The 14,134-nt window shown below is 31.8% G+C and carries 9 protein-coding genes and 2 pseudogenes; 4 read left to right on the top strand and 7 right to left on the bottom strand.

What is annotated here, in order from left to right; all coding sequences use genetic code 4:
- Nucleotides 1-73: pseudogene (locus tag P690_RS04260) on the bottom strand (transposase); the annotation flags it as partial.
- Nucleotides 74-329: 256 nt separating this feature from the next.
- On the opposite strand from P690_RS04260, the gene P690_RS0102120 reads away from it, so the two are divergent.
- Nucleotides 330-773, top strand: a complete 444-nt coding sequence (locus tag P690_RS0102120; RefSeq protein WP_027122145.1) for a dUTP diphosphatase — start codon at nucleotides 330-332, stop codon at nucleotides 771-773.
- Nucleotides 774-872: 99 nt separating this feature from the next.
- On the opposite strand, the gene tsaB is transcribed toward P690_RS0102120, so the two are convergent.
- The 3 genes from tsaB to P690_RS0102105 are packed head-to-tail and all read right to left on the bottom strand — an operon-like array spanning nucleotide 873 to nucleotide 3,293.
- Nucleotides 873-1,448 (bottom strand): tRNA (adenosine(37)-N6)-threonylcarbamoyltransferase complex dimerization subunit type 1 TsaB, encoded by a 576-nt coding sequence (tsaB, locus tag P690_RS0102115; RefSeq protein WP_027122144.1) that lies wholly within the window; start codon nucleotides 1,446-1,448, stop codon nucleotides 873-875.
- A gap of 5 nt (nucleotides 1,449-1,453) precedes the next feature.
- On the bottom strand, nucleotides 1,454-2,389 hold the full coding sequence (locus tag P690_RS0102110) for an RluA family pseudouridine synthase (protein ID WP_027122143.1): 936 nt from the start codon (nucleotides 2,387-2,389) through the stop codon (nucleotides 1,454-1,456).
- Nucleotides 2,382-3,293, bottom strand: a complete 912-nt coding sequence (locus P690_RS0102105; RefSeq protein ID WP_027122142.1) for a signal peptidase II — start codon at nucleotides 3,291-3,293, stop codon at nucleotides 2,382-2,384. The genes P690_RS0102110 and P690_RS0102105 overlap by 8 nt, the downstream gene beginning before the upstream one ends.
- Before the next feature lie 131 nt (nucleotides 3,294-3,424).
- Between P690_RS0102105 and P690_RS0102100 the strand changes: the two genes are divergently transcribed.
- Complete coding sequence (locus P690_RS0102100; protein WP_027122141.1) at nucleotides 3,425-4,006, top strand: DJ-1/PfpI family protein; 582 nt, start codon at nucleotides 3,425-3,427, stop codon at nucleotides 4,004-4,006.
- Between the two features lie 121 nt (nucleotides 4,007-4,127).
- Here the strand turns inward: P690_RS0102100 and dcm (P690_RS04650) are convergent.
- The 3 genes and pseudogenes from dcm (P690_RS04650) to P690_RS0102085 all read right to left on the bottom strand — a co-directional run bounded on the left by dcm (P690_RS04650) (nucleotide 4,128) and on the right by P690_RS0102085 (nucleotide 5,872).
- Nucleotides 4,128-4,713, bottom strand: a pseudogene (dcm, locus tag P690_RS04650) (DNA (cytosine-5-)-methyltransferase).
- Between the two features lie 35 nt (nucleotides 4,714-4,748).
- A complete protein-coding gene (gene dcm, locus P690_RS04620; RefSeq protein ID WP_027122139.1) occupies nucleotides 4,749-5,024 on the bottom strand; it encodes a DNA (cytosine-5-)-methyltransferase in 276 nt (91 codons plus the stop codon).
- Nucleotides 5,025-5,056: 32 nt separating this feature from the next.
- A complete protein-coding gene (locus P690_RS0102085) occupies nucleotides 5,057-5,872 on the bottom strand; it encodes an alpha/beta fold hydrolase (RefSeq protein WP_027122138.1) in 816 nt (271 codons plus the stop codon).
- 143 nt (nucleotides 5,873-6,015) lie between these two features.
- Here P690_RS0102085 and rpoB point away from each other — a divergent pair, with 143 nt between their 5' ends.
- Nucleotides 6,016-10,185 (top strand): DNA-directed RNA polymerase subunit beta, encoded by a 4,170-nt coding sequence (gene rpoB / locus P690_RS0102080; RefSeq protein WP_027122137.1) that lies wholly within the window; start codon nucleotides 6,016-6,018, stop codon nucleotides 10,183-10,185.
- A 17-nt stretch (nucleotides 10,186-10,202) separates the two neighbouring features.
- The gene (gene rpoC, locus P690_RS0102075) at nucleotides 10,203-14,063 is read left to right on the top strand and encodes a DNA-directed RNA polymerase subunit beta' (protein WP_027122136.1); all 3,861 of its coding nucleotides are present in this window, start codon (nucleotides 10,203-10,205) and stop codon (nucleotides 14,061-14,063) included.
- The last annotated feature ends 71 nt before the right edge of the window (nucleotides 14,064-14,134 follow it).

The following is a 14,134-nucleotide window of genomic DNA, read 5'->3' as shown; positions in this document are numbered from 1 at the left end:
TAGGACCAAATTGTTTTACAAATTCAACGATTAATTTTTGAATCTGTTTCATTTGTTCGTCTTTTGAATTCATTTTTGTTTACCGTTTATAAAATTATATTAACCTTTCTTTTTTGAGTTAATTAATTGTTTTACACAAAATTGAATTCGGTGCCTCAAAACATTTTTTATTTTTTTAAAGCCTTACATTTGTTTTGCTATTATATTTAGTTTTATTTAAAAATCGATCTCTAACATCAGCAGAATACATTTTATGAATAATAAGTTTCTGTTAGTCCTTAATTGATATAAAATCTATTTTATAGAAACTTAGATTTAGGAAAAATCGAATGATAAATATTAAATATAGCATAGAAGGTGGCAAAAATTACACATTATCTAAAGCTTACGATGGTGACGGTGGATACGACATACACTTGCCCGAGAGTTTTACAATAGAACCTCTTGAAACTAAAGTTATTGATACAGGCATCATATTTGAATTACCTCATAATATTCATGCACAGTTTATGGTTCGCAGCTCAATAGCTAAAAAAGGCATTATACTAGCAAACACAATAATCGATAGTAATTATCGAGGTCACGCCTTTTTAATAATTACCAATGCTAGTAAATCGTCTGTAAGTTTTTCAGAAGGTGATCGTATAGCAAGTGTTATGATTATTGATAGTAGGACAATAGATGCGAATATTAGATTAAATAAGGTAGCTCCTGACCAGATAAATAAAAACACTCCTCGTCTTGATAAAGCGTTTGGTTCTAGTGGTAAATAAAAACAAAAATGATTAAAAAAATCGGTAAAAATACCGATTTTTTATTTTAAAAGTTATTAAGATTAATTTTCGAATCTAAATTAATATTGTTTAAAAATACTAAAGTGGATCCTTTAAATAAATAGGTTTAATGTTTTCTATATCTGTTAATTCAAAATTGCTAATATTACTTATTAAGTTTTCAAAAATATCAACATTTTTGAAGTTTTTAAATAATGAAAGATCGGTATTTTTCTTACACATATTTTCGTAATTTTCATCATCAACAATTTTCATGTTTCCAACATTACTGCGATAAATGCTCACATATTGCTTATTTGATTTAGCATCAATACACGAAATACCATCGCCATATGGTACTTGAATTTTCAAAGTCGAAATCGTGTACACCTCTAATGCGGGTTCAACCGATTTCCAAGTCTTAGCAATGTTAGTTCCAACCCTTACACCACTAAATGTGCCTGGACCGATCGTTATATAAAGTTTCTTAATTGCTTTCTTCTTAATCTTGTGATCTAACAAAAATTCATCAATTTTATTTACGATAATATCCACTAAATTTTTGTGAATTTCAATTGATGTATAGTAATAAACTTCTTCTTTTTCACTATCAAAAATCGCAAGATTAATCTTGTCTAAACATGTATCGATAAATAAAGAATACTTTCTTAACATAACAATTACTCAAATAATCCTTTTAGTTCTTGGTTTAAATCTAAATGAACATCAAACAGTTTATTCATAAACACTTCATCAGGCTTGACTTCAAAAAACAGCGGAACATTTGTTGTTGGATGAGTTAATTCCAACTGATAAGCATGCAAGAATTGTTTGTAATTAGTTCTTTGCTCCCCTTTTATTCCATATAATGGATCATTAACTATATTATGCTTAATAAAATCCATATGTACACGAATTTGATGTGTTCTACCCGTTAATAATTCACATTTAATCAAAGCATATTTTTTGTTTTGATCCAGAACATAAATCTTAGTTATAGCATGTTTAGGGTTTTTAGTATTTTCTACCCCGAATTTTAAGTCATGATCTTTAAGATAACCAATTGGTGCATCAATTACAGCTCTTAATTCGTTAAAAGGATAATGAACGATAGCTAAATAATAACGCTTCATCGTTCTTTTAGAAATCTGCTCTTGAATTTTTTCAAGCGCTTTAAAATTTTTTGTAGCTACGATTAACCCAGTAGTATCTTTATCCAAACGGTGAGCTAAGTAAACTTTTTGTTTATTGTTATGATACATCAAACAGTTAAGTAATGTGTCTGGTTCATTGTGTGTTGTTGGATGAGACAGCATGTTAGTAGGTTTGTTAACGATAATTAAATCATTATCTTCATAAACGATATCTAACTTTTTATTAAAAGGTAATATTTCGTTGTTAACTTTGTTAAAAATACTTTCCTCATATTCTATATCAACAACATCACCAATTTTTAATACAAAATTGTTTTTATTTACCGTTTTTTTATTAACTTTTACTAAATCATGAAGAATCAAAAATGATGTCTTATTACGCGACAAATTCAGGTTATAGGTTAAAAAGATATCTAAACGAATTTTTTCGCTATCTTGATTGACAAAAGTGTGCTTAGGCATTGTTCTCTACTTGTTTACAGCTTTTAGTGTAATAACATTTTTCGTTAAAACGTGAACAAGCTAAAAAGCTGAATTGCTTATCATTTACCTTTTTAATCATTTCGTTATTGCAAATTATACAGTTTTCTTCATTTTCAACAGATATTGGTTTAGCATCATTAATTAAATCAATGTATAAACACTCTTCATTTGAACAAATAACTTGACTATTATTAATCAACATTTCATGATTGCAAAAAACGCATTTGTGATCAGCTCAAGCACTCCACTTATTGCGCTCTTCTAAAGTTATATTTTTTCAACCGTGTATTTGTTTATTGGTAGATGTTTTCTTATTATTTTTGTTTTTGAAATCTAAAAAGATATCAATAACAAAAGTTAAGAAAATTAAAACAAAACCTGAAACAATGCAGACATCAGCAAAATTGAAAATTGCTGATGATCTAAAGAATTGAAAATAGTCTAAAACTGAATTATGTTCGATATTTCCATCCTTTAGCATTATTGGAATCGAACGATCAATTACATTTGATAAACCGCCAAATGCAATTAATGGTAATAAAACAATTAATGCTTTATTTTTTGTAAAAATAAAGGTGACTAGAAATATTAAAGTAAGTAGGATCTGCAACATGTATGGTGCTACAGGATTTTGATTAAATAATGAAAAACCAACGCCGCTGTTGGTAATTACATTAATCGTAATAAAACCAGTCGAAGAACTATGACCTATACCAAGCTTTAAGAAGTAATCTCTTAAAACAAAAACAATCAACAAAATAAGAAAACCTATTCCAGCAAAAATGGGGTATTTAATTTTTATTAAATTCTTAGTGTTCGCAGCCTTAAATTGTTTGATTATTGCACCTTTAAACTTGCTAAGATATCTTTTGAAAGTATACATGGTAAGATTTTAAAATATTTAGATATTAAAATATATAATTATCTTTTTATAAATGTTAAAATTAAATCACTTTTATGTGAGATAGAGCTGATATTTTTACCGTATAAAAGCTCTAGTGATGGTGATGACAAATGAAAAAGAATATTAAACGACAAATAAGAATAGCTGCAATTGTTGCCACTGGAGTTGATGATTTAGAGTTAATAATTCCTACGGATTTATGAAGAAGAGCTAGGTTCATTGTTGACTATATCTCAATCGAAAAGAAGAACAGTGTTACTTTAGCACAAGGAACTTCGATCAAATGCGGTTTAACAATTGATAAGTCAAATCTGATGCAATATAACGCAATTTACTTACCTGGCGGACAAGGATCAAAACGTTTTGGTGATGATCAAAAACTTACCCACTATTTAAGTAAATTTAATGAAAAAGATCAAACAACTCCACGATTTATCTTAGCTATTAACGAATCGCCAGTAATTCTTAAGAATCTTGGGCTTTTAGAAGGCAAAAAAGTAGTAGCTAATAAAGAGCACAAGGAAGCAATCGGATCTAACTTCGATTCAAAAACAAATGTGTTATTATCTGATAACATTATTACTGCTCGAGCAACCGGACACGCAATGGATTTTGCAATCGAAACGATCAAAATCTTATCAAGCAAAAAAGAAGCTGATGATTTAGCCAAAATGATTTCTTATCAAAAATAAGAAATCTTTTTTTTAACCAAACAACTTTTTGAAAAAATAAAGAAACAGGATTACTGCTTCTTTTTAGTTTCCAATACTTTAATGATTTGATTAGCAATTGCTTGTATTACTGAACGCACACCTAGTTACCAAACTGCTTGTATGCTTGTGTGTCGCTAACAGGAATAATGTAGTTTTCGGGGAAGCCTTGTAATCGCGCTGCTTCTCTTGGAGTAATTTTTCCAGGATTCTTATTTTGTTGTTCAATTAGGATTTCACTACCATCCTTGTAGTATCGAGCAGATATTGTATTAGTGTATTCACTATTACTATTGAATAGCGAATAACCAAAACCGTTACCGTTCTTTTTGTGTTGGATCTTGCGTTTTGATGACCTTTCCATAATGTGTCAGAGATCGTATATTTGTCGCTGACATTCGATTCTAAGATCTTGCCCAGAGATGTTTTGTTACAAGGTGGTGTTGGCATCTTAAAATCTAGATAATTTGTTATCTGTTTCTTGTTAAAACCAACAATATATATTCTTTCTGGTTTTGTGGTACATTAAAATCGCGAGCCTTTAAAAGTTTGTATTCAACATGATAATCAAGCCTTTCTAATGTATTGATAATGATTTCAAAGGTTTGCCCCTTATTGTGTGATATTAAGTTTCTTACATTCTCTAATAAAAAGGTCTTATGTCTTTTATCTTTTAGGATTCTTGCCACTTCAAAAAATAATGTTCCACGAATATCTTTAAAACCTAACCTTTACCAGCTTGACTAAATGCCTGACAAGCAAAACCTGCCACTAATATATCGTGATCAGGAATACTAGATGATTTTATTTTAGTTATGTCGCCAAAAGGAACTTCTCCAAAATTTACCTTATAGGTTTTGCAAGCAAAATTATCAATTTCACTAGAGAAAATAGAAGCAACCTTTCCTGTTAGATGAAACCCTAATCTTGTTCCACCTATTCCAGAGAACAAATCAATCATTTTAAATGGTGCATTTTTTCTGCTCGCAAATGGTATCATTTTGTTAGTTTTTGCCGTTGATTTTTAATATTTTACTTTTCAAAAGTTGGATCAATATTCTTGATAAATTTAGACATTATTTCATAGAATTCTTTTGGATGTTCATAGTATGGTAAATGACCAGAATTTTCAATAAACTCAAATTGAATATTTTGGTTTAATTTTTTGATGTGTTCAACTGAGTCTGTCGGAATCACAATCTTATCTTCACGACCAAAAATTACTAGCATGGGTTTAGTTACACTGCGATAACCAATATCACTTAATGCACTCATTTCTTCTAGAACGCCAATTGATAATAATGGTTCTAAACTCTTCATGTAATCCTTATCCTGATTGTATTCAGCAATCGCCATTTCATCTAATTTACCATGGAATTCTTTAACAGGATCGTAATAAAGCACATAATAAAGTTGCTTCATCTCTTCAGGACTGTTTGGTATTAGTTTTGAAATATTTCCGATATTACTTAAAATTGATCCATTAGCAGGAGCTTCAAGAATGCTTAACTTGATTCGTTCAGGAATCATTGAGTTCATAATTGCAGCCAATCCGCCACCCATTGAATGACCCAAAAGAATTACATCATTTAAATTATGTTTTTCAAAATATGCCTTAATAATTTGAGCATAAAAATCAATTGATAACTGATTAGGATCTTGAATTTTACTGTTACCATGAGCAGGTAAATTTAACGCATAAAAACTACAATTATCATAGTATTCTCAAAGTTTTTTCTTAACTTTAAAATTCGAACCAAACCCGTGCAAAAAAACCATTTTGTGTTTAGCGTTTGGTCTAACTAATTCAATACTTTCAATCTTAGATAAATCAATTTGATTTTGCATATCAACACCTTTTCAATAAAAATAATTTTACAAACTTTTATTTTTATTTTATTATTTTATGTTAATATATTAAAATGCTTTAGGTTATCTAATGTAGATATCGTATTTTTAGATGATCTAAACGTTTAAATTGGAGTTCATTCGTGAAAAAAAACTCACCATTTCATAATACTCAATATTCACCAAAAGTAGTTAGAAGAGACTATTCAAAAGTTCATAACAAATATAACCCTTTAAATTTACCAGGGATTCAAGTGAACGCTTACAAGCAGTTTCTTGAAAAAGAATTAGAAGAAATCATTGGATCATATTTCCCAATCAAATCGCCAAACGGGAAATATTCTGTGGAATTCCACGGAATGAAAATTCTAGATCCTCAAAGAACAAAAGAAGAAGCTAGTGCAGAATCAAAAACATATGATGCTAGCTTATATGTTAATTTATCTCTTGTTAACCACCAAACTGGTACAGTAAAGAAAATTAGTAGAAAATCAGCTAAATCTAAAGCTGAAGGTATTTATTTTGCTGATATTCCATTGATGACTGAAAACGGAGCATTCATCGTTAATGGGATCGAAAAATTTGTTGTTGCTCAGATTGTAAGATCTCCAGGTGCTTACATATTAAATAAATCACAAGTAAAACTATCTAACTCAAGAAAGCGTAACCAAGAAGGTTATATCTGTGAAGTATTCCCTTCTAAAGGAACATTAATGTTGTTTTACATTGCTGAAAACAAAGATTTCGTTCAAGCAGTAGTTCGTGATGTTGGTGGTGAAAGTGCTAAGGTATTTTCAATTACAACATTATTAAAAGCCTTTGGTTTAAGTGAAATTAAGATTAAAGAGATCTTTAATAATAATGATTACATTTTAAGATCATTAGAATCTGAGTTTTATAACGAAAAACAAATTTTAAATGAACCTGATATCGCACAATTGATTCGTGATATTGAATCAGATCGCATCAGTAAAGTTAAATCATTACCGATCGATCAAAAGTGAAAAAATTTAGTTTTAGACTGATACAAACTTAACCAAGAAAAACAAGAACTATTGAGTTCATCTAACCCAAACCCGACTAAGATTGAATCATTAAACACTCACATTGGTGTAGTTTTAAGAAAACTAATCTGTGAAAAAGCTGCTAAGCACGTGATTCAAGAACTATCTATTTCAACTAGAAGTCTTGATAACGTTACGCAAAAAGAAGAGATTTCTTATCAATCAATCTTATTACAACACTTCTTCCAAAAGAAACGTTATGATCTATCATCAGCAGGTCGTCACAAATTTGTTCGTAAACTAAGAGTTTCAGAACGTTTATACCAAAGAACGCTTGCACAGGACGTTAAAGACGTTGATGGTAAAGTTGTAATTAAGCAAGGTACATTAATGCTTAAAGAGCAACTTGACTTATTTAAACGTTTATCTAAAGAAAAACGTTTAGATATTATCAAGCACATTGACTTTGTTAACCCTGAATTAAATACAAGATTTACAGACGTAAATAGTTATGAAGAAGTTCAAATCTATGTTAACAACGATCTAAGAAATGAAACTACTCAGATTATTGGTATTGATGGTTCAAATGAAACTATTGAAACGTTAACATTAGCTGATTTAATTTCTATCGTTTCATATATCGTTAACTTACCTCACAATATTGGTTTGTATGATGATATTGACCACTTAGGAAATAAGCGTTTAAAACTAATCAATGAGTTATTAAAATCAAAAGTGCAAACTGGAATGATGCGTATTGAAAAATACATCAAAGACAAGTTGCAAACTGCTGATGGTAATAATAAGTTAGCTGATCAAGAAAGTGATGATTCAGATGGCAGTGATGTTTCTGCTAAGAGTAGTGATTTAACTGTTAAGTCAGTAATCAACCCTAAACCATTCCAAATTGTGATTAAAGATTTCTTTAACACACACCAATTAACTCAATTCTTGGATCAACAAAATCCATTATCAGAATTAACTAATAAGAGAAGAATTTCAGCGATGGGTCCTGGTGGTATTTCACGTGAAGACCCTAACCTGGATATTCGTGACGTTCACTATTCTCACTATGGAAGAATCTGTCCGATTGAAACTCCTGAAGGTATGAACATCGGTCTGATTATGTCATTAGCGTTTTATGCAACAATTGATAAGAATGGTTTCTTAATGACTCCTTATCTAAAGGTTGAAAACGGTAAGATTACAGATAAAGTCGAACACTTAACAGCGTTAAGAGAAGACGAATATATTATTGCTGAAGCTTCATCATACATGAATGTTGCTAAAGATGGAACGATTCAAAATGAAAAGATTATTGCGAGATATCGTTCATCTCAAGATCTATATGATCCAAAACAAGTTGACTATATTGACGTATCACCAAAACAAGTTGTTTCAGTAGCTGCTTCATTAATTCCGTTTTTAGAAAACGACGACTCTTCTCGTGCTTTGATGGGTGCAAACATGCAGCGTCAAGCGACTCCATTATTAAAACCATATTCACCATTAGTAGGTACTGGTGTTGAATATAAGATTGCTCAAGATTCAGGTATGTTAGTAACAGCTAAAAAACCTGGAACTGTAACCTATGTTGATGCAAGCAAGATTACGATTAAAGATGAAGATAACAAGAAAACTGATTACAATCTATTAAAGTTTGTTAAATCAAATAAAAACACTTGTTATAACCAATCACCAATCGTAGCTGTTGGGGATAAAGTTGATGCTAACCAAGCTTTAGCTGACGGTCCATCAATGAAAAATGGTGAGATCGCATTAGGTCAAAACGTTTTAGTAGGATTTACTACTTGAAGTGGTTATAACTACGAGGATGCGGTGATTATTTCTGACCGTTTATTTAAAGAAGATGTTTACTCATCAATTCATATCGATGAATACACAATCGAATGTTTAAGAACAAAAAACGGTGACGAAGAGATTACTAGAGATATTCCAAACATTTCTGAATCAGCTAAGCGATACCTTGATGAAGAAGGTGTGATCATGGTTGGTGCTGAAGTTAAAGAAGGTGATATCCTAGTTGGTAAAACCTCTCCTAAAGGTCAAGTTGAATTAAGTCCAGAAGAAAAATTAATCCAAGCAATCTTAGGTGATAAGGTTAAAGGAGTACGTGAATCATCATTAAAAGTACCTAATGGTGGTGATGGTATTGTTGCGGGTATTAAGCGCTTTAGCATTGCTAATGGTGACGAACTTGAAGATGACGTTTTAGAACTTGTGAAAGTTTATGTTGTTCAAAAACGTAAGATTCAAATTGGTGATAAGGTAGCTGGTCGCCACGGTAACAAAGGAATTATTTCTAAAATTGTTGCTCAAGAAGATATGCCTCACCTTGAAGATGGTACACCTCTAGACATTTTATTAAACCCATTAGGGGTACCTAGCCGTATGAACATCGGTCAAATCTTTGAGTTGCACCTAGGTTATGCTGCTAGAGAACTAGCTAATAAACGATTAATTGAAGCTTGCTTTGATGATAAATTAGCAGCTGAATTAAATACAATCTTTGGTTTAGATAAATCTAAAACCGATAGTTTAATTAAGAACCTAGTTCAACATATGAAATCAATCGGTGTAACTAATTTAAACCAAGCTAAGAACCTCGTTCGTACAATTCATATTGACATCGTATTAAAACAACTAGGTTTAACTTATGATGATTTAGCATTCAAGATTGCTACACCAGTATTTGAAGGTGTAAATATGGATGATCTAAAATCAATCATGTCAGAAGCTGGAATTGATCCAGATAAGACTGAAGGTAAGTTTAAATTGATCGATGGTAGAACTGGTGAACCATTTGAAAAACCAATTTCAGTGGGAATCATGTACATGTTAAAACTTGACCACATGGTTGATGACAAGATCCATGCTCGTGCTGTTGGTCCATATTCTAAGATTACCCAACAACCACTTGGTGGTAAGTCGCAAAATGGGGGTCAAAGATTTGGGGAAATGGAAGTGTGAGCATTACAAGCGTATGGTGCTGCGCACAACTTAAGAGAGATCTTAACGATCAAATCTGATGACGTAAGAGGGCGTAACATGACCTATAACGCAATTGTTAAAGGTTTAAGTATTCCAGAACCAGGTGTTCCTGAATCGTTCAAGTTATTAACTAAAGAACTTCAAGGTCTAGGCATGACATTAAATGTGTTGTACGATGATGATTCAATTGAAAATATAAATAATATTTCTGTAGTTGACGAAAGTCTAGAACCAAAAATCCACGATGCAGAATTTGATACATTTACTTTGGACGACTACAACGACGATAACTTCTAATCAGTACATAATTAAACATGGATAAGATGAACAAAAAAAATAAAAACAAACGAATTCGTGGTTTACAAATCTCAATTGCTTCAGCTGAAGAGATGAGATCATGATCTCATGGGGAAGTAAAAAAACCTGAAACGATCAACTATAAATCATTAAAACCTGAAACTGACGGTTTATTTGATGAAGCAATTTTTGGGCCAACAAAAGATTTTGAATGTGCTTGTGGTAAGTACAAAAAGATCAAACACCGTGGTCGTACTTGTGAAAAATGTGGTGTTGAGATTACTGAATCAATCGTAAGAAGAGAACGTATGGGTCATATTGATCTAGCCGTTCCAGTAGCTCACATTTGAATGACCAAAGAATTACCTTCACCTTCAAAGATCTCTTTAGTTTTAGATGTATCTTATAAAGAAGTTGAAGAAGTAGTTTATTTTGTAAACTACATAGTATTAAACACTGGCAACTCAAAAAACCCAGTATTTAAGTTTAAAGAAGTAGTAGATTTATCTGGTAAAGGATCTAAATCTTCCAGAATTAAATTGCGTAAAGTTTTACGTGAAATTAAAGATAAACACCAAACTGATAAACACTCAATCGTATATAAGCGTGCATCAGATTACTACAACAAACTAAAAGAATCTCACCTACCTTTCTCAATTGATGAAGTTGCTAAATTCATCGAAACTCACACTGGTATTAGATTAGGAATTGGTGCTGAAGCGATTTTAGAACTATTAGAAGGTGTTGATTTACAAAAAGAATATGACCTAATTAATGAAGAATTAAATTCATATTCTAAAGATCTAAAAACTAATAAAGAAGATCAAAAAGTTAAACGTGCGTTGCGTCGTTTAGAAACTATTAAGTGATTGAAAGAGTCTGGAATCAAAGCATCAAATATGATCTTAAAGGTAATTCCAGTTACCCCACCAGACACAAGACCTATCATTCAATTAGATGGGGCTCGTTTTACAACTAGTGATATTAATAATTTTTACCGAAGAATTATTATTCGTAACGAACGTTTAAAGAAAATTATCGAACTACGTGCACCTTCAGTTATTCTTAACAACGAAAAAAGAATGCTTCAAGAAGTTGTGGATGCATTGTTTGATAATGCATCAAGAAAAAAACCAATTACAGCAAAAGACAAACGACCACTTAAATCATTAACTGACCGATTAAAAGGTAAACAAGGTTTATTCAGACAAAACCTATTAGGTAAACGCGTTGACTACTCAGGTCGTTCAGTTATTGTAATTGGCCCAGAACTTAAGATGTACGAAGTTGGAATTCCAGCTCCAATGATCTTAAAGTTATTTAAGCCTTTCATTATTCGCGAATTAATTATGCGTTTTAATGAAGATGGTCAAGAAATTAAACCAATTGCACCAAATATTAAGATTGCTGAACAGATGATTGCTCAAAAATCTGAACGTATTTGGGATATTGTTGATAAAGTAATTAAAGAAAGACCGGTATTGCTTAACCGTGCGCCAACATTGCATAGACTTGGGATTCAAGCGTTTGAACCTAAGATTGTTGATGGTAAAGCAATTAGATTACACCCATTAGTAACTACAGCATTTAACGCCGACTTCGACGGTGACCAAATGGCTGTTCACGTACCAATTTCAAAAGAAGCGGTTGCTGAAGCACGTGCGATCATGTTAGCTTCATGACACATTCTAGGTCCTAAAGATGGTAAGCCTGTAGCAACTCCGACACAAGACATGGTGTTAGGTAACTACTACTTAACAACTGAAAAACGTAACGAAAAAGGTGAAGGATTAATCTTCTCAAACTTTGATCAAGTTATTTTAGCTTATGAAGCTGGACAAGTTTCAATTCACACCTTAATTGGTTTATCAACTAAATGTTTAACTAAGAAACCGTTTGCCAAGCAAGGGATCATTATCACAACTGTTGGTAAGGCGATCATGAACTCAATCATGCCTGAAGAAATGCCTTATCTAAACGATGGTGATAACTTACTAGAATTAGATGAATCTAATATCGTATATCCTGGTGAAGACTTTAAGAAGAAATTAGCTAAGCGTTCAATTTACAAGCCATTTGGTAAAAAGACATTATCTAAGATCATTGAAATTCTTTATAAGAATTTTCCACTTCAAAAAGTACCACAAGTTCTTGATAAAATTAAAGAATTTGGATTTAAGTATTCAACATTATCATCAACAACAATCTCAGTATTTGATATTCCAAGATATGACAACAAGCAAGAATATATCGCTAAAGCCGATGAGATGATTGCTAAACTAAAACACATGTACCAAAAAGGTCTGTTAACTGATGATGAAAGATATACCAAAGTAATTCGTCTATGAGCAGATGTTAAAGACAACGTATCTAAAGATATTAAAGAAATTATTACCCGTCCTGAATATAAAGAAAACTCAATAGTGGTAATCGCTGACTCTGGTGCTCGTGGTAACATCTCAAACTTTACTCAGTTGTTTGGGATGAGAGGATTGATGTCTAAGTCATATAACTATGACCAAAAGATTAAATCTCAAGTAATTCGTGATACGATTGAAGTTCCAATTAAACACTCATTTATTGAAGGTTTAACAATCAATGAATATTTCAACTCATCTTATGGTGCACGTAAAGGTATGACCGATATTGCGATGAAAACATCTAAATCTGGTTATATGACTAGAAAACTAGTTGATGCTGCACAAGAAGTAATTATTAATGATTCAGATTGTAACACTAATAAGGGTATTGTTGTATCAACAATTACTAACTCATTAGATGGTGGTATTGTTGAAACTTTAAGTGAAAGAATTGTAACTAGATATACAATCAGCCCAATTCATGATGAAAAAACAGGTGAATTATTAGTTGATGCTGATACTTTAGTAACAAGTGAATTAGCTGATAAGATTGCTAAAGCAAACGTAACTAAAGCGTTAATCCGTTCACCAATTTACTGTCAATCAATTAAAGGGTTATGTCAAAAATGTTTTGGTAATGACTTGACCACAAACGACCTTGTTCAAATCGGTACAGCAATCGGAGTGATCGCTGCACAATCAATTGGCGAACCTGGTACTCAGTTAACCATGAGAACGTTCCACACCGGTGGTACTGCGAACGAAGGTAACATTACTCAAGGTTTTGAAAGATTAAAACAAATCTTTGATGTGGTTTCACCAAAAGAATGAGAATTAGCAACAATTGCTGAAAATGAAGGTGTTGTCGAATCAGTTACTTCAGATGGAACTGCTAGAATTATCAAGATTAAAACTAAACTTGAGGATGAAGAATACCGCGTTCCGTTTGATGCGGTAATTACAGTTAATCCAAAAGACAAGGTGTTCCCAGGTTCTAAGTTAACTGAAGGTTCGATCGACATTAAACACTTATTACGTGTAGCTGGTATTGAAGTTGTAAGACAATACTTCTTAGAAGAAGTACAAAAAGTATACCGTCTACAAGGTATTGAGATTGCTGATAAGTATGTAGAAGTAACAATTAGACAACTAACTAACAAATTACAAGTTATTGATGTTGGTGATTCAACTTACTTCGTTGGTCAGACTGTTGATATCAACAAGTTTAGAAAAGAAGTGACCAGCATGCTGATTGCAAACAAACGCCCACCAGTAGCAATCAACCAAGTATTTGGTCTAGACGAAGCTCCTGCTAAAACAGGTTCATTCTTATCAGCTGCATCATTCCAAGACACTAAGAAGATTCTTACAGATGCTGCTGTAAAAAACCAAATTGACTACTTAGTGGGTCTGAAAGAAAACGTGATATTAGGTAACTTAATTCCGGCTGGTACTGGATTTATGACTTCTGAAGAGATCATTAAAGCTGGTGAAGAAGCTTTAGAAAAAGAATATTAGAATATGATTAAATCCATAAATATTTATATATTTATGGGTTTTGATTAATAGCCAGATTTAAACGCCTATTG

The sequence above is a fragment of the Mycoplasma imitans ATCC 51306 genome (assembly GCF_000518305.1).
Classification (GTDB): Bacteria; Bacillota_I; Bacilli_A; order Mycoplasmatales; family Mycoplasmoidaceae; genus Mycoplasmoides; species Mycoplasmoides imitans.
The sequence above is the reverse complement of the archived record's forward strand: the minus strand, read 5'-3'. Positions and strand labels throughout refer to the sequence as shown.